Raw genomic sequence first — 15,529 nt, forward strand, 5'->3', positions numbered from 1 at the left:
GCCTGTAGCCTTTGGTCGCGAAAAAGCTAAACTGCGCAACTCAGTCACTTTTTCGCCTAGGGGCACCTATGAAGTTTCGCTTTCTGCTCTGGGCCATGGGCTTGCTGATGGCCAGGGCCAGCCGCAACACCCCGGCCTTCCAGCAACAGTTGCAGGACAAGGAGCTGGTGTTCCAGCTGCAGACCCTGGACGGCAAGGTCGCCCGCCACTTCATCGTGAAGCACCAGCGCATCACCAGCCAGGGCGGTACCCACGCCGAGCCTGCCTTCGCGATTGCCTTCAAGGACGCAGCCTACGGCTTCGCCACGCTGCAGGCGAAGAACAAGCAGCTGGCGTTCATGCAGGGCATTCAGGACAAGTCGATCCAGATCAAGGGCAACCCGGCCCTGGTGATCTGGTTCCAGGGCCTGATGAAGTACCTCAAGCCCAGGAAAAAGAAGGCCTGAGCCCAACGCCCAGGCCTGTGGATCAATGCGGTGTGAACTGCGACGCCAGTTCACGCAGCAGCGATTCGGCTTCGAGTACCTTGTTCACTACGTCTTCGGCCTTTTCGCGGCTGATGTTCAGGCGCTCCAGCAACTCGTCGGGGATGCATTCGTCCGGCCCCGAGCCGATGCCGCGTGCGCGCAGCAGGCGCACCGCCAGGCACACCAGGTTGGGGAAGGCGCAATGATCGCCCGCGTAGTGCGGGTCGTGCTGGAAGCGCAGGGCCGTGGCCAGTTCTTCGGGCATGTCCCAGAAGCGCATCAGCCAGGCGCCGATCTGCTCGCGGCTGATGCCCAGCAGGTGCTGCTCGACGTAGCTGTGGCACAGGTGCGGGTTGACCTCCAGGTGGCGGCAGATCAGCGAGAAGTGTGGCGGGAACACGTGGGCCAGCAACAGGTAGCCGAAGTTGTGCAGCAGCCCGGCCAGGTAGGTCAGGCCCGATTCCGGGCGCTCGGCCCGTGGCATGGCGCGGGTCAGGCCTTCGATCACCGCGGCGGTGTAGATCGACTGCTGCCAGTACGGCGTGGTCTGCTGCGGGTGGTCCTTGGGCAGGCTCAGGGTCTTGCCCAGCGCCAGGCCCAGGGCCAGGTTGATCACCAGGTCAAAGCCCAGCACGCGCACGATGGCGTCCTCTACCGAGCGGATCTTGCCCGGCGAGGCGTAGTACGGCGAGGCGGCCCAACTGACTACCTGGGCGGCCAGCGCAGGGTCGGTCTCGACCACGCCGGTGATGTCGTGGATGGTGGCGTTGGGGTCGACCCGCAGCTTGATGATCCTCTGCGCAGTCTCGGCCAGGGGCGGGATCTCGATGGTCGATTCCAGGCGCTGCTGGATACGCCGCGCCGTGAACGCCTGCACTGCCTGGGTGATTTCGGCGCGGTCGTCGGCAGGACGGTCGAGGTTGGGCTGGATGCTGCTCAGCAACACACCGAAGTGGCCGGCGCTGGCCTTGGTCAGCATCTGCTTGAAGTCGTTGCGCTGGATTTCCAGCAACAGGCCGGGGTGCCCGGAATGGATCAGCAGGGCCGGCGGCGTGAGCAGGCGCTCTTCGTACAGGCAGGGTGAACTGGTGAGCGCCGGGATCGCCGGCAGGATCGTCAGGCCATGTTTCTTGAGCATCTGCTCAAGGCGCTCGAGCGGCACGGCCGTGAGCTTGCGCCCGGTCATTTCGGTCAGGTGGCTCAGGTCCAGCAGCTGGCTCTGCGGGAACAACACCATCAATGCGCCGACCTCATCGTCGAGCAGCACGGCCTGAACCCTGGCGTCGGACGGCAGCTGCGGGTGATCAAGCACCTCGCGGTAGGCAATGCCCACCTTGTCGAGCAACTGCCGGATAACAGACGGTGTGCGGGGGGTTGCGGTGTCCAGGGCAACTTCAGTCATGGTCTGTATCCAGTATTTTTTCAGCGGCAAGTATAGCCGGCTTGAGGGCGCCAGCCCGTGTCGACATGGGAGCTACGTCACACCTGGCCATATTGTTGCCCATGGCGCAGCCAGCGGTCGAGCAGCGGGCCGACGTGGTCCGGCCAGCGTGCGAGCAGGGCCTGGGCGGCGTCGCGCACGGCCGGCAGCAGGTCGGCGTCGCGCATCAGGTCGGCCACCTTGAACTGCAGCAGGCCGGTCTGGCGGGTACCGAGCATTTCGCCCGGGCCACGCAGTTGCAGGTCTTTCTCGGCGATCACGAAGCCGTCGTTGGTTTCACGCATGATGCCCAGGCGTTCGCGGCCGATCTGCGACAGCGGTGGATGGTAAAGCAGTACACAGTGGCTGGCGGCGCTGCCTCGGCCGACCCGGCCGCGCAGTTGGTGCAACTGGGCCAGGCCCAGGCGCTCGGGGTTCTCGATGATCATCAGGCTTGCATTGGGCACGTCGACGCCCACCTCGATCACGGTGGTGGCTACCAGCAACTGCAGGTTGCCTTGCTTGAACTCGGCCATCACCGCCGCCTTCTCGGCAGGCTTCATGCGCCCGTGGATCAGGCCCACGCGCAACTCGCCCAGGGCGCTGGTGAGTTCCTCGAAGGTCGTCTCGGCGGCCTGGCAGGTGAGTTCTTCGGATTCTTCGATCAGGGTGCACACCCAGTATGCCTGGCGCCCCTCGGCGCAGGCGGCACGCACCCGCTCGACCACTTCGATGCGTCGGCTGTCGGCCACCAGTACGGTGTTGACGGGCGTACGCCCCGGCGGCAGTTCGTCGAGCACCGAGGTGTCGAGGTCGGCGTAGGCGCTCATCGCCAGGGTGCGCGGGATCGGCGTGGCGGTCATGATCAGCTGGTGCGGGCACAGTTGGCCGCCCACGCCTTTCTGGCGCAGGGCCAGGCGCTGCTGCACGCCGAAGCGGTGCTGTTCGTCGATGATCGCCAGGGCCAGGTTGTGGAATTTCACTTCCTCCTGAAACAGCGCATGGGTGCCCACCACCATCGGTGCGCCGCCGGCGATCTGTTCCAGGGCGGCGACGCGTGCCTTGCCCTTGAGCTTGCCGGCCAGCCACGCGACTTCGATGCCCAGGGGTTCGAGCCAGCGCTTGAAGGTGACGAAATGCTGTTCGGCGAGGATCTCGGTGGGCGCCATCAGCGCGACCTGGTAACCGGCCTCCAGGGCCTGCAAGGCCGCCAGTGCGGCCACCACGGTCTTGCCGGCACCCACGTCGCCCTGCACCAGGCGCAGCATCGGCTCGGGCTGGCTGAGGTCGTAGGCGATCTCGTTGCCGACGCGCTGTTGTGCGCCGGTGGGGGCAAAGCCCAGGTTGGCCAGGTACTGCGTGGCCAGCCGGCTGGCCCTGGGCAGTGCCGGCGCGCGCTGGGCACGCAGGCTTTCGCGCAGGCGCTGCTGCGACAGCTGGTGGGTCAGCAGTTCTTCGAAGGCCAGGCGGTGCTGGGCCCAGTGGTGACCGACCGCCAGCTCTTCGACGTCGGCATCGGCCGGCGGGTGGTGCAGGTAGCGGATCGCATCGGCCAGCGGGGCCAGTTGGTAATCGCGTGCCAGCTCCAGCGGCAGCCAGTCGGGCAGGCTGCGCGGGCCGAGCATGCCCAGGCTCTGCTGGCTCAGTTGGCGCAGCCGTTGCTGGGTAAGGCCTTCGGTGGTCGGGTAGATCGGCGTCAGGGTGGTGTCCACCGGCGGCGGCTCGTCGCCGGTCAGGGCGCGGTACTCGGGGTGGTAGATTTCCAGGCCCGAGGCCCCTGGGCGCGCTTCGCCGTAGCAGCGCAGGTGGGTGCCGCGCTTGAGCGCTTCCTTCTGCGCATTGCTGAAGTGATAGAAGCGCAGGCTCAGCGAGCCCGTGCCGTCGCCCAGGCGCACCAGCAGGCTGCGGCGCTTGCCCATGGTCACGTCGGTGCCGCTGACCACGCCCTCGATCACCGCGTCCTGGCCGGGACGCAATTCGCCAATCGGCACCACGCGGGTACGGTCCTGATAGCGCAGCGGCAGGTGGAACAGCACATCCTGAATGTTTTCCAGGCCCACCTTGGCAAGCTTCTCGGCCAGGGCGTCGCCGACGCCCTTCAGTGCCGTGACCGACACACTCGACAACTCGGTCATGCCAGGGCCCTACTGCGCCGCAGGTGGCTTGGCCACCGAGCACAGGCGGATCGAGTCGGCGAGGATCTCGATGGCCTTGGGCCGCGGAAAGCTCGCGCGCCAGGCGATCGCCACGGTACGAAACGGTGCCGGCGGGCTCAAGGGGCGCACTTCGATGATGCCGGGTGCGTAGTGGTGGCTGTGCACGGCCGACAGCGGCAGGATCGACACGCCAAGGCCCGAGGCGACCATGTGGCGGATGGTTTCCAGCGAGCTGGACTCCACCGTGGTGTGCCTGGCGCCGTCGTTGCCCTTGGTCAGGGTCGGGCAGGCCTCGAGCACCTGGTCGCGGAAACAGTGGCCCTCGCCGAGCAGCAGCAGGCTCTTGTCGTTGAGCAGGCCGGCGTCGATGGTGGCTTTCTGGGTCCAGGGGTGGTCGCTGGGCATCAGCACGTAGAACGGCTCATCGTACAGCGGCAGGGTCAGCACGTCGGCTTCATTGAATGGCAGGGCGATGATCACCGCGTCCAGTTCGCCGTTGCGCAGCTTGTCGCGCAGGATGTGGGTGAAGTTTTCTTCGATGTACAACGGCATCTGCGGGGCGACCCGGTGCAGTTGCGGGATCAGGTGCGGGAACAGGTAGGGCCCGACGGTATAGATGGCGCCCACCTTGAGCGGTGCGGTCAGCTGGTTCTTGCCGGCCTGGGCCAGTTCACGAATGCCCTGGGCCTGCTCGAGCACCTTCTGCGCCTGGGCGACGATGCCTTCACCCACCGGGGTCAGGCGCACCGCGCTTTTGCTGCGCTCGAAGATCAGCACGCCCAGTTCGTCCTCCAGCTTCTTCACGCCTACCGACAGGGTCGGCTGGCTGACGTGACAACGCTCGGCCGCGTGGCCGAAGTGCTGTTCCTGGGCGAGGGTGACGATGTAGCGCAATTCTGTGAGGGTCATAACGTGCGTCCATGAAGTTGCGGCCCCAGCATAGCGGCTGCAATCGATAGACGCACGTTATCAGACTTGCACGTGCGTGACAGAAACAAACAACTCAGCGTTTCTTGTCCAGCGAGTACACGAACGGTGCGACCACTTCGATACTGCCGTTGTTGAGCAGTTCCTGTGGCGGCTTGGGCACTGGCTGAGCCTTGCGGATCATTTCCAGGGTGGCCCGGTCCAGTGCCGCGCTGCCTGAACCACCGGCCAGCGAGTACGACAGGATCTTGCCTTCGGCGTCGACCACGAAGCGCAACCGGTTGATGCCTTGCAGGCCACGTCGGCGGGCGTCCTCAGGGTAACGCTTGTACTTGCCCAGGTGACGCAGCAGGTCGCTCTGCCAGGTCGGCAGGGCATTGCTGTTGGCCGCGATGCTTGGCGCCGGTGCAGCAGATTTCTGGGCCGGTGCGTTGCTTGGCGGGCTGTCCACGGTTTCCTGGTCGACCGGCTTGTCCTGTGGCGGCTCCGGCGTCTTCTCCGGTTTGGGAGGCTGGGGCTTGGCCTTGGGCTTGGGCGGCGGCTTGGGAATCGCGATCTTGGGCTTGGGCGCTTCTGCCACTTTGGGCAGCGGTGGCTCTTCGACCGGCGTTGGCGGCTGTGGCGGTGCCACGACCTTGGGCGGCGGAGCAGGGGCCGGTTCTGGCATCGGCGCCATTTCGATCATCATGGCCGCAGGCGGCAGTTCGATTGCCTGTGGCACCGACCAGTTGAGCATCAGCACCACGGCAACGGCATGCACGGCCAGCACAATCGCCAGGCTGGCGCTGTAGCGCACCAGTTTATGCCGCGTATTGGTCATTTCTTGGCTGCCGTCTCAAGTCCCACCAGGCCGACCTTCAAGTAGCCGGCTGCGCGCAGGGTGTTCATGACTTCCATCAGGTCGCCGTAATCAACGCCCTTGTCCGCCTGGAAGAAGATCGTGGTGTCCTTGTCGCCCTTGGTCTTGGCATCCAGGATCGCGCCCAACTGGTCGCGCTGCACCTGGTCGTCGCCGACGTACAGGTTCTGGTCGGCCTTGACGCTGAGGAACACCGGCTTTTCAGGCCGGGGCACGGGCTTGGCGGTCGAGGCGGGCAGGTCGACCTTGATGTCGACCGTGGCCAAGGGCGCTGCCACCATGAAGATGATCAGCAGTACCAGCATCACGTCGATGAACGGCGTGACGTTGATTTCGTGGTTTTCGGCGAGATCGTCGCCGCCTTCGTTAAGATGCAGGCCCATGGTTTACCCCGCTTTCACCATGTGTGGCGCAGCGGAACGCTCGCCTGGCTGGTGGTCCAGGTCGCGGCTGACCAGCAGCAGCACGTGCGCCGAAGCGTCCGAAACCTGTGCCTTGTAGCCGGCGATGGAGCGGGCGAAGACGTTGTAGATGACCACGGCCGGAATCGCGGCAACCAGGCCCAGCGCGGTGGCCAGCAGGGCTTCGGCAATACCCGGGGCGACCACCGCGAGGTTGGTGGTCTGGGTCTTGGCGATACCGATGAAGCTGTTCATGATGCCCCACACGGTGCCGAACAGGCCGACGAACGGGGCGGTGGAACCGATGGTGGCGAGCACGCCGGTACCGCTGCTCATGTTGCGGCCGCTGGCGGCTACCAGGCGCTCGAGGCGGAAGCTCACGCGCTCCTTGATGCCTTCTTTTTCACGGGCGTTGGCCGACAGGTGCATTTCTTCGAGGGCATCATGCACCAGCAGGTGGGCCAGGGTGCCGGGCTTGTCGGCGGTTTCGCTGGCGTGCTTGATGCTGGTGGCCTTTTTCAGCAGGGCGATTTCACTGCGCAGGCGACGCTTGGCACCCAGCAGCTCGAAGCCCTTGGCGATCCAGATGGTCCAGGTGATCAGCGAGGCGATGGCCAGGCCGATCATGACGATTTTCACCACGATGTCGGCGTTCTGGTACATGCCCCAGGGCGACAGGTCGTGGGCCATGCCCAGGCTGGTGTCTTCGACCAGCGCTTCGGTGCTCTCGTCGGCCTGGCCTTCGATCGGTGCGGCGGCCGGCACGCCGGCTGCGTCGCTCGGCTCGGCGCCGGGTGCAGCCGGCGCCGCAGCGGCAGGGGCTACGGCGGCAGCCGGGGTGGCGTTCTGTGCGGCAGGCTCATCGGCCATGGCGGCGGGGGCCAGTACCAGGCTGAGCATCAGCGCGGCAATGGCACGCCAGGCGCGCGGCATGGTTGGCGAAGCGGAAGGTTGAATACGTGTCATGCTGGCCGGACCTGATGTAGAAGAAATGAGTGGTTGTCCTTCCAGGCCTCGAGTCGGGCCGAGAACAAAATGTGGGCGGGCATTATTGCAAGTAATTCTTGTTAACAGAAGATATACAGTATCTTTTTTTGCACATTAACTAGCCGCCTATCGATTTACACCGATAGGCTGTGGCTTTGTCTGATGGAGTTCCAGAATGTCTGCGCCTTCAGTTCTGATCGTCGGTTGTGGCGATGTCGGTGGCCGTTTGGCCCAGCAATTACTGGCTTGCGGCTGGCCTGTAAGCGGCCTTCGCAGGACCGTTGCCGCCTTGCCGGCAGGTGTGGCCAGGATCGCGGCTGATCTCGAGAACCCGCAATGCCCGGCCGACTGGCCGGTGGTGGCGCCTGATTATGTGGTGTATTGCGTGGCGGCCAGCCAGCATGACGAAGCGGGCTATCAGGCCGCCTATGTGCAGGGGCTCAAGCACGTGCTGGGCTGGTTGACCGAGCGTGGGCAGCGCCCGCGGCGCCTGCTGTTCGTCTCCAGCAGCAGCGTGTTCGCCCAGCAGGACGGCGAGTGGATCGACGAAACGGCCGCGACCCTGCCGTCAGGCTATTCGGGGCAGGTGATGCTGCAGGCCGAACAGCTGGCACTGGCCAGCGGTATGGCGACCAGCATCGTGCGCCTCACCGGCATCTACGGGCCGGGTCGCGAGTGGTTGTTGAGCCAGGTGCGTCAAGGTTACCGGGTGACCGAGGAGCCGCCGTTGTACGGCAACCGTATTCACGCCGAAGACGCCGCCGGGCTGCTGGCATTCCTGCTCAAGGCGGATGTCGAGGGGCGTGCGCTGGACGACTGCTACATCGGTGTCGACGATGCGCCTGCGCCTCTGGCCGACGTGGTGGCCTGGCTGCGTGCCTACATGGGGGTTACCCAGTGGTCGGAGCAGGAGCGCGTGCGCCGTACCGGCAGCAAGCGCTGCAGCAATGCGCGGGCCCGGGCACTGGGCTGGGCGCCGCAGTACCCGAGTTACCAGGAAGGCTACGCGGCGATTCTCGAAGGCCGCGCCTGAGGGTTCAGCCGCTCAGTCGCGCTCGAGCAGCCATTGCCGGGCGCCGGGATACAGTTGCGGCATCTCGTCGGGTTGGGCGCTGTTGAGGGCGCGCAGGATTTCCAGGCGCTTGCCCTCACGCTTGAAGATCCACGGGTTGCCCTGTTGGTTGCGCTCCAGCCACAGGCTGTCGTGCTCGCCGCTCATGGTGGCGCAGTCACCTGCCAGGCACAGGGCATAGCGGTCCAGGTTGGGCAGGCCTTCGACGCTGCCGGTGTCGCCAAAGCGCACGATATTGCCCTGGCCCGGGCCTTCGACCACTTTCCAGTCACCGCCCAGGTACGCGCTGTACAGCGCCTGTTCGAAGCTGGTGCCGGTGCGGGCCTCGATGGGGGCTGGCGCCTTGGCTTTCTGGAAGACGTGCTCGGGTGCCCACTGGCTGGCGTGCTCCACCAGCTCGTCGCCCTTCAGGCTCAGCGTCGCGACCTGGTCGCCGGGGAACTCGACGTCACGCTGCTTTTCGCCGGCCTTGAGCTGGCCCTCGACGAGTTCGAAGCCATTGGTGTAGCTGGCCTGTGCCGCGGCGACGTTGACCTTCCATTCAAGGTTGCCGCCGCTGTCTTGCAGGGCCTTGCGCAGGCTCACGCCTTTGGCGGCGTCGTCGATGGCCTGCTGGTTGATCCAGATGCCGTTGTAGTCTTCGGGGGTGTGGCTGGCGCAACCGCTCAACAGGGCGGCGGCCAATCCCAGGGCGAGCGCATGGCGCATGGCGGGGGTCCTTCCAGGGCAGTGCGACGGCGAGCCACCTGGCCCGCCGCGCGAGGTATTACTCGAGGACCAGAATGGCGTCCATTTCAACCTGCGCGCCACGCGGCAGCGCGGCAACGCCGATGGCGGCGCGGGCAGGGTAAGGCTGTTCGAAGTAGCGGCCCATGACTTCGTTGACCTTGGCGAAGTGGCTCAGGTCGGTCAGGAAGATGTTCAGCTTGACGATGTCCTTGAACGAGCCGCCAGCGGCCTCGGCCACGGCCTTCAGGTTCTCGAACACCTGCACGGTCTGGGCTTCGAAGCCTTCGACCAGTTCCATGGTGTTCGGGTCCAGCGGGATCTGGCCGGACATGTACACGGTATTGCCGGCCTTGATCGCCTGGGAGTAGGTGCCGATGGCCGCCGGGGCCTTGTCGCTGGTGATGACGGTCTTGGTCATGGTGACTCCTTGCAGGGGGAGGGCTACGCGCGCATGCGGGTGATGCGGATCACCCCGGCCAGGGCGCGCAGTTTCTTGATCACGCGGGCCAGGTGCACACGGTCGTGCACGCTGACCACCAGCTGGACCACGCTGATGCGACCATCACGTTCGTCCATGCTGATCTTCTCGATGTTGCCGTCGGCCGCGTTGACGCTGCTGGCCAGCAAGGCGATCAGGCCGCGCTGGTGTTCAAGCTCCACGCGCAGCTCGACATTGAATTCGCCCGTGACATCCTTGGCCCACGACAACTGGATGCATTTTTCCGGGTTGTGGCGGATCTCACTGATGTTGCGGCAGTTCTCCAGGTGCACGACCATGCCTTTGCCAGCCGACAGGTGGCCGACGATCGGGTCGCCCGGGATCGGCGTGCAGCACTTGGCGTAGCTGAGCACCAGGCCCTCGGTACCGCGAATGGCCAGCGGGCCTTCGGGGGTGGGCAACTGCTCGCCTTCACTCGACAGCAGGCGGCGCGCTACCACGTAGGCCATGCGATTGCCCAGGCCGATGTCTTCGAGCAGGTCTTCGATCAGCTCCAGGCGGTACTCGGCGAGCATGGCCTGGATACGTTCCTGTGCGATCTTGTCCAGCGCACTGTCGAAGCCGTTGAGTACCTTGTTGAGCAGGCGCTCGCCAAGGTTGATCGACTCGGAGCGGCGTTGCAGCTTGAGCGCATGGCGGATGTGCGTGCGCGCCTTGCCGGTGACCACGAAGTTCAGCCAGGCCGGGTTCGGGCGCGCGCCCGGGGCACTGACGATCTCGACCGTAGAGCCGCTTTGCAGTGGCTCGGACAGCGGTGCCAGGCGGCGGTTGATGCGGCATGCGATACAGCTGTTGCCCACGTCGGTGTGCACCGCATAGGCGAAGTCGACCGCCGTGGAGCCTTTGGGCAGCTCCATGATGCGGCCCTTGGGCGTGAACACGTAGACCTCGTCGGGGAACAGGTCGATCTTCACGCTCTCGATGAATTCGAGGGAGTTGCCCGCACGTTGCTGCATTTCGAGCACGCCCTTGACCCACTGGCGGGCGCGGGCATGGGTACCCTTGGGCTGTTCGTCGTCACTGGACTTGTACAGCCAGTGGGCGGCGATGCCGTTGTTGGCCATCTCTTCCATCTCGCGGGTGCGGATCTGGATTTCGATGGGCACGCCGTGCATGCCGAACAACGTGGTGTGCAGCGATTGGTAGCCGTTGGCCTTGGGTATCGCGATGTAATCCTTGAAGCGGCCCGGTAGCGGCTTGTACAGGTTGTGCACGGCGCCGAGCACGCGGTAGCAGGTGTCGACCTTGTCGACCACGATGCGGAACGCGTACACGTCCATGATCTCGTTGAAGGCACGGCGCTTGCCGCGCATCTTCTTGTAGATGCCATAGATATGTTTTTGCCGGCCGCTGACTTCGCCCTCGATGCCGTCGACCGCCAGGCAGTGGCTGAGCGACTCTTCGATCTTGTTGACCAGCTCCTTGCGGTTGCCGCGGGCGCGCTTGACGGCCTGGTAGATGCGCGCCGAGCGCATCGGGTACATGGCCTTGAAACCCAGGTCTTCGAATTCGACGCGCACGGTGTGCATGCCCAGCCGGTTGGCGATGGGGGCGTAGATTTCGAGGGTTTCCTTGGCGATGCGCCGGCGCTTTTCGCCCGACAGCACTTCAAGGGTGCGCATGTTGTGCAGGCGGTCGGCCAGCTTGACCAGGATCACGCGAATGTCGCGGGCCATGGCCATGGCCATTTTCTGGAAGTTTTCGGCCTGGGCTTCGGCCTTGGTCTCGAAGTTCATCTGGGTCAGCTTGCTGACACCATCGACCAGTTCGGCGACGGTTTCGCCAAACTGTGAACTGAGGGCTTCCTTGGCGATGCCGGTGTCTTCGATCACGTCATGCAGCATGGCCGCCATCAGGCTCTGATGGTCCATGTGCATGTCGGCGAGAATGCTTGCCACCGCCAGCGGGTGCGTGACGTAAGGCTCGCCGCTACGACGGCGCTGGCCGTCGTGGGCTTGTTCGGCGTAAAAATACGCCCGGCGTACCAGGTTGACCTGGTCTGCGCCGAGGTAGGTCGAGAGGCGATCGGCGAGGGCGTCTATGCTCGGCACGATGTGAACTCCTGCCGAGAGTGGGGGCCCTGTGCCGTACTACGTCGACCAGGCATGGACTTAGACGGCCTCGTTGGCCTCGTCTTCAAACGCAGCGAAGACCGGGTCTTCGTGGCGGATGTCTTCTGCCGCCATGAACTCCGGGGTGCAGATGCCTTCGGCGATTTCGCGCAGGGCGACTACGGTCGGCTTGTCGTTTTCCCATGCCACTTTCGGCTCCTTGCCGCCGGTGGCCAGTTGACGGGCACGCTTGGTAGACAGCATGACCAGCTCAAAGCGGTTATCCACGTGTTCTAGACAATCTTCAACGGTTACGCGGGCCATGGTCTTCCTCAGTAGCAAATGCGGTGTTCAGCCCGAATGGGCGAGCGGACTCGATAGTTTAAAAAATCACCAGCCTTTAGGGAAGCGCTGATTTCATGTCGAGGCCTATATAGGCCGACAATAACCAGTTGTGGGGCTCTAGCACAACCGTCTTGTGATCGCGGCGCAATTCAGGAGCTTCGCTGGCAAGCCAGCTCCCACCGTGACCGTGCCGGCACCAACGCACCTTGTGGGAGCTGGCTTGCCCGCGAAGGGGCCCGAAAGCCAGGCCTAACCTTCCTGGCGCCCCAGCATTGCGCGCAACCGCGGGGTCAATTCATCGAACAACGTCTGTACCGAGCGCAGCGCCCGGCAGTCTGGCCGGGTCAGCAACCACAGTTCGGTATCGCACCCTGGCAGCGCACCGCTCAACTGCTCCACGCCCGGCAGGGTATCGGCCATGTAGTCGGGCAGTGCCGCCACCCCCAGCCCGGCCGCCACCAGCTGTGCGATCGCCGAGATCCCGCTGCAGCGATAGCGCGGCATCACGCCCGGCAGTTGCTGGCTGCGCCACACCACCGTGGCGTGGTCCTGCATCGAGTCATCCGGTGCGATCCATGGCACGCTGGCCGGCGCCTCGGCCAGCCGCTCGCGGTACTCCTCGCGCCCGCAGATCACATACGATGCCGCCCCCAGGCAGCGCCCGACAAGGTGCTCAGGTGGCGAGTTGGTCAGGCGCAAGGCCAGGTCCGCATCACGCCGGCTCAGGTTGGCGAAGGTATTGGAGGTCGCCAGCTCGAGCGACAGCGCAGGATAGGCCGGCATGAACTGGGCCAGTGCCGGCAGCAGCAGGCTGTGCAGTACCGCATCGGTACAGGTCAGGCGCACCGTGCCGCTGACCACCTGTTCGCCGTGCTCCAGCGCCACCCGCGCCGCATCCAGTGCCTGTTCGGCGCGCTCGGCCTGCTCGGCCAGGGCCTGGGCCGTGCCGGTGGGGATGTAGCCCTTGCGGCTCTTCACGAACAGCGCAGTGCCCAGTGCCGCCTCCATGCGCCGAATCGAGCGAAACACCGTCGAAACGTCGACGCGCAGCAGTTCCGCGGCCTTGGCCAGGGAGCGTCCGCGCACCAGGGCGAGTACCAGGGAAAGGTCGGCGTGGCTGATCTGATATTGCATCGGTGCACTCTTTGCTTGCCTAAATGCCAATGTCTGTTGCGTGGGGGCCATTCTATAGTGAGGCGGCAGTCGTGAATCAACCCGCGACGTTGTCAGCCGCTGGAACGACCGTGCGAAACCGCGGCGTTCGACAGTTCCCCACGATGGGACCCTTAAAAACAACAATGAAACCATCGCCGCTCCCGATAGCGCTGTAACACCTCCTCCATTGCCGCCCGATAAAAAATCAAAGGATGCCTAGCCATGACGTCGGTCTCCCCGTGCGCCATCCCACTCGACGAGATGGGTGAATTTCTCAAGGCCCACCCTGAGGTGCAATTTGTCGATCTGCTGATTGCAGACATGAACGGCGTGGTGCGTGGCAAGCGCATCGAGCGAGCCAGCCTGGTCAAGGTCTATGAAAAAGGCATCAACCTGCCGGCCTCCCTGTTTGCTCTGGACATCAACGGCTCCACCGTCGAAAGCACCGGCCTTGGCCTGGACATCGGCGATGCCGACCGCATCTGCTATCCGATCCCCGGCACCCTGAGCTTCGAGCCGTGGCAGAAGCGTCCGACCGCCCAGTTGCTGATGACCATGCACGAACTCGACGGCACGCCGTTCTTCGCCGACCCGCGCGAAGTGCTGCGTGGCGTGGTGGAAAAATTCGACGCGATGGGCCTGGATATCTGCGCCGCGTTCGAGCTGGAGTTCTACCTGATCGACCAGGACAACCTGAACGGTCGCCCGCAACCGCCGCGCTCACCGATCTCCGGCAAGCGCCCACAGTCGACCCAGGTGTACCTGATCGACGACCTGGACGAGTACGTCGACTGCCTGCAGGACATGCTCGAAGCTGCCAAGGAACAAGGCATCCCGGCCGATGCGATCGTCAAGGAAAGTGCCCCGGCGCAGTTCGAGGTCAACCTGCACCACGTTGCCGACGCCATCAAGGCTTGCGACTACGCGGTGCTGCTCAAGCGCCTGATCAAGAACATCGCCTACGACCATGAAATGGACTCCACCTTCATGGCCAAGCCCTACCCAGGCCAGGCGGGCAACGGCCTGCACGTGCACATCTCGCTGCTGGACAAGAAAACCGGCAAGAACATCTTCACCAGCGATGACCCCGAGCAGAGTGAAGTCCTGCGCCATGCCATCGGCGGCGTGCTCGAAACCCTGCCGGCCTCGATGGCCTTCCTGTGCCCCAACGTCAACTCGTACCGGCGCTTCGGTGCGCAGTTCTACGTGCCCAACGCGCCGAGCTGGGGCCTGGACAACCGTACCGTGGCGGTGCGCGTGCCCACCGGCAGCAGCGATGCGGTGCGTATCGAGCACCGGGTCGCCGGCGCCGATGCCAACCCGTACCTGATGATGGCGTCGATCCTGGCCGGTATTCACCATGGCCTGACCCACAGGATCGATCCGGGTGAGCCGGTGGAAGGCAATGCCTATGAGCAACTGGAACAGAGCCTGCCGAACAACCTGCGCGACGCGTTGCGCGAGCTCGATGACAGCGAAGTGCTGAACCAGTACATCAGCCCGGACTACATCGACATCTTCGTCGCCTGCAAGGAAAGCGAGATGGCCGAGTTCGAAGTATCGATCTCCGACCTCGAATACAACTGGTACCTGCACACGGTGTGACGCCTGGATCACGCTGCAACGGAGGGTTGACCGATGAACACGAGCGCAGCGCAACTGCCCTTGATTGGCGTCAGTGCGTGCCGCCAGCAACTGGGCAGGAACTCGTCCCACACCGTGGGCGACAAGTACGTCGAGGCCGCCGGCTTTGCCGGGCTGGCGCTGATCCTGCCGGCGCGCGACGTGCCGGTCGACCCAGGCCTTGTGCTAGAGCGGCTGGATGGCATTCTTTTTACCGGTTCGCCTTCTAATGTCGAGCCGCATCATTACAATGGCGCCCCCAGCATGGAAGGCACCCGCCACGACGTGTTCCGTGACCGGCTGACCCTGCCGCTGCTGCAGGCCGCGATTGCCCGGGGCGTGCCGGTGTTGTGCATCTGCCGGGGGTTCCAGGAACTCAACGTCAGCCTGGGCGGCACCTTGCATCAGCGTGTGCAGGAGCTGCCGGGCTTTCTGGACCATCGCGAGCCGCAGGATGCGCCGCTTGAGGAACAATACAGCCCCCGTCATCGGGTCACCGTCCAGCCTGGAGGGAAATTCGAGCAACTGGGGCTGCCCGCCAGTTTCATGGTCAATTCGCTGCACAGCCAGGGCATCGATCGCCTGGCCGATGGCTTGCGGGTCGAAGCCCGGGCCCCCGATGGACTGATCGAAGCCGTGTCGATGGATGACGCCCCCGGTTTTGTGGTCGGTGTGCAATGGCACCCCGAATACCGCTTTGCCGAAAACCCGGTCTCGCTGCGCCTGTTCGAGGCGTTTCGCGAGGCGTGCAGCGCCCATGCCCAAGGCCGGGAGAAGGCCCTATGAGGTCACCCGGCAGTGCCTGTGCGGTGCACTGCAACACGATTCATTGAGTGAT

15 protein-coding genes are annotated in these 15,529 nt (G+C 64.6%); 4 read left to right on the forward strand and 11 right to left on the reverse strand.

Annotated elements, in window-relative coordinates; translation table 11 throughout:
• The first annotated feature begins 68 nt into the window (after positions 1 to 68).
• Positions 69 to 446 (forward strand): helicase, encoded by a 378-nt coding sequence (locus tag KUO17_RS00625; RefSeq protein ID WP_217973124.1) that lies wholly within the window; start codon positions 69 to 71, stop codon positions 444 to 446.
• A 22-nt stretch (positions 447 to 468) separates the two neighbouring features.
• Here the strand turns inward: KUO17_RS00625 and KUO17_RS00630 are convergent, their stop codons facing one another.
• The 6 genes from KUO17_RS00630 to exbB all read right to left on the reverse strand — a co-directional run bounded on the left by KUO17_RS00630 (position 469) and on the right by exbB (position 7,196).
• Positions 469 to 1,869, reverse strand: a complete 1,401-nt coding sequence (locus KUO17_RS00630) for an aminoacyl-tRNA deacylase and HDOD domain-containing protein (RefSeq protein WP_217973125.1) — start codon at positions 1,867 to 1,869, stop codon at positions 469 to 471.
• Between the two features lie 77 nt (positions 1,870 to 1,946).
• Entirely contained in the window at positions 1,947 to 4,022 is a 2,076-nt protein-coding gene (recG, locus tag KUO17_RS00635) for an ATP-dependent DNA helicase RecG (RefSeq protein ID WP_217973126.1), read from the reverse strand.
• A 9-nt stretch (positions 4,023 to 4,031) separates the two neighbouring features.
• Positions 4,032 to 4,952: a hydrogen peroxide-inducible genes activator gene (locus KUO17_RS00640; protein ID WP_217973127.1), complete on the reverse strand. Its 921-nt coding sequence runs from the start codon at positions 4,950 to 4,952 to the stop codon at positions 4,032 to 4,034.
• A gap of 94 nt (positions 4,953 to 5,046) precedes the next feature.
• Positions 5,047 to 5,790 (reverse strand): energy transducer TonB, encoded by a 744-nt coding sequence (locus tag KUO17_RS00645; protein ID WP_217973128.1) that lies wholly within the window; start codon positions 5,788 to 5,790, stop codon positions 5,047 to 5,049.
• Positions 5,787 to 6,212 (reverse strand): TonB system transport protein ExbD, encoded by a 426-nt coding sequence (gene exbD, locus KUO17_RS00650; RefSeq protein ID WP_217973129.1) that lies wholly within the window; start codon positions 6,210 to 6,212, stop codon positions 5,787 to 5,789. The genes KUO17_RS00645 and exbD overlap by 4 nt, the downstream gene beginning before the upstream one ends.
• 3 nt (positions 6,213 to 6,215) lie before the next feature.
• Positions 6,216 to 7,196 (reverse strand): tonB-system energizer ExbB, encoded by a 981-nt coding sequence (exbB, locus tag KUO17_RS00655; protein WP_217973130.1) that lies wholly within the window; start codon positions 7,194 to 7,196, stop codon positions 6,216 to 6,218.
• 196 nt (positions 7,197 to 7,392) lie between these two features.
• Here exbB and KUO17_RS00660 point away from each other — a divergent pair, with 196 nt between their 5' ends.
• Positions 7,393 to 8,250 (forward strand): NAD-dependent epimerase/dehydratase family protein, encoded by an 858-nt coding sequence (locus KUO17_RS00660; protein WP_217973131.1) that lies wholly within the window; start codon positions 7,393 to 7,395, stop codon positions 8,248 to 8,250.
• A gap of 12 nt (positions 8,251 to 8,262) precedes the next feature.
• On the opposite strand, the gene KUO17_RS00665 is transcribed toward KUO17_RS00660, so the two are convergent.
• The 5 genes from KUO17_RS00665 to KUO17_RS00685 all read right to left on the reverse strand — a co-directional run bounded on the left by KUO17_RS00665 (position 8,263) and on the right by KUO17_RS00685 (position 13,047).
• Positions 8,263 to 8,997 carry a hypothetical protein gene (locus KUO17_RS00665; protein WP_217973132.1) on the reverse strand — a complete coding sequence of 245 codons (735 nt, stop codon included), beginning with the start codon at positions 8,995 to 8,997 and terminating at the stop codon, positions 8,263 to 8,265.
• Positions 8,998 to 9,055: 58 nt separating this feature from the next.
• Positions 9,056 to 9,436, reverse strand: a complete 381-nt coding sequence (locus KUO17_RS00670) for a RidA family protein (RefSeq protein WP_217973133.1) — start codon at positions 9,434 to 9,436, stop codon at positions 9,056 to 9,058.
• A gap of 23 nt (positions 9,437 to 9,459) precedes the next feature.
• On the reverse strand, positions 9,460 to 11,568 hold the full coding sequence (spoT, locus tag KUO17_RS00675; protein ID WP_217973134.1) for a bifunctional GTP diphosphokinase/guanosine-3',5'-bis pyrophosphate 3'-pyrophosphohydrolase: 2,109 nt from the start codon (positions 11,566 to 11,568) through the stop codon (positions 9,460 to 9,462).
• Between the two features lie 60 nt (positions 11,569 to 11,628).
• On the reverse strand, positions 11,629 to 11,892 hold the full coding sequence (rpoZ, locus tag KUO17_RS00680) for a DNA-directed RNA polymerase subunit omega (protein ID WP_217973135.1): 264 nt from the start codon (positions 11,890 to 11,892) through the stop codon (positions 11,629 to 11,631).
• Positions 11,893 to 12,162: 270 nt separating this feature from the next.
• Positions 12,163 to 13,047, reverse strand: coding sequence for a LysR family transcriptional regulator (locus tag KUO17_RS00685; RefSeq protein ID WP_217973136.1), 885 nt, complete (start codon positions 13,045 to 13,047; stop codon positions 12,163 to 12,165).
• A gap of 243 nt (positions 13,048 to 13,290) precedes the next feature.
• Between KUO17_RS00685 and KUO17_RS00690 the strand changes: the two genes are divergently transcribed.
• Together KUO17_RS00690 and KUO17_RS00695 are read left to right on the forward strand one after the other, a co-directional pair.
• A complete protein-coding gene (locus tag KUO17_RS00690; protein ID WP_217973137.1) occupies positions 13,291 to 14,673 on the forward strand; it encodes a glutamine synthetase family protein in 1,383 nt (460 codons plus the stop codon).
• Positions 14,674 to 14,706: 33 nt separating this feature from the next.
• The gene (locus tag KUO17_RS00695) at positions 14,707 to 15,477 is read left to right on the forward strand and encodes a gamma-glutamyl-gamma-aminobutyrate hydrolase family protein (protein ID WP_217973138.1); all 771 of its coding nucleotides are present in this window, start codon (positions 14,707 to 14,709) and stop codon (positions 15,475 to 15,477) included.
• Positions 15,478 to 15,529: the final 52 nt, after the last annotated feature.

The organism is Pseudomonas aegrilactucae, assembly GCF_019168305.1.
Classification (GTDB): Bacteria; Pseudomonadota; Gammaproteobacteria; order Pseudomonadales; family Pseudomonadaceae; genus Aquipseudomonas; species Aquipseudomonas aegrilactucae.

Excerpts from the sequence above, each read along its gene's own strand:
- KUO17_RS00695 (WP_217973138.1), top strand. The coding sequence starts at position 14,707 with ATGAACACGAGCGCAGCGCAACTGCCCTTGATTGGCGTCAGTGCGTGC.
- KUO17_RS00685 (WP_217973136.1), bottom strand. The coding sequence starts at position 13,047 with ATGCAATATCAGATCAGCCACGCCGACCTTTCCCTGGTACTCGCCCTG.
- KUO17_RS00630 (WP_217973125.1), bottom strand. The coding sequence starts at position 1,869 with ATGACTGAAGTTGCCCTGGACACCGCAACCCCCCGCACACCGTCTGTT.
- KUO17_RS00645 (WP_217973128.1), bottom strand. The coding sequence starts at position 5,790 with ATGACCAATACGCGGCATAAACTGGTGCGCTACAGCGCCAGCCTGGCG.
- KUO17_RS00665 (WP_217973132.1), bottom strand. The coding sequence starts at position 8,997 with ATGCGCCATGCGCTCGCCCTGGGATTGGCCGCCGCCCTGTTGAGCGGT.
- KUO17_RS00625 (WP_217973124.1), top strand. The coding sequence starts at position 69 with ATGAAGTTTCGCTTTCTGCTCTGGGCCATGGGCTTGCTGATGGCCAGG.
- KUO17_RS00670 (WP_217973133.1), bottom strand. The coding sequence starts at position 9,436 with ATGACCAAGACCGTCATCACCAGCGACAAGGCCCCGGCGGCCATCGGC.
- recG (WP_217973126.1), bottom strand. The coding sequence starts at position 4,022 with ATGACCGAGTTGTCGAGTGTGTCGGTCACGGCACTGAAGGGCGTCGGC.
- exbD (WP_217973129.1), bottom strand. The coding sequence starts at position 6,212 with ATGGGCCTGCATCTTAACGAAGGCGGCGACGATCTCGCCGAAAACCAC.
- KUO17_RS00660 (WP_217973131.1), top strand. The coding sequence starts at position 7,393 with ATGTCTGCGCCTTCAGTTCTGATCGTCGGTTGTGGCGATGTCGGTGGC.
- exbB (WP_217973130.1), bottom strand. The coding sequence starts at position 7,196 with ATGACACGTATTCAACCTTCCGCTTCGCCAACCATGCCGCGCGCCTGG.
- KUO17_RS00640 (WP_217973127.1), bottom strand. The coding sequence starts at position 4,952 with ATGACCCTCACAGAATTGCGCTACATCGTCACCCTCGCCCAGGAACAG.
- rpoZ (WP_217973135.1), bottom strand. The coding sequence starts at position 11,892 with ATGGCCCGCGTAACCGTTGAAGATTGTCTAGAACACGTGGATAACCGC.
- KUO17_RS00690 (WP_217973137.1), top strand. The coding sequence starts at position 13,291 with ATGACGTCGGTCTCCCCGTGCGCCATCCCACTCGACGAGATGGGTGAA.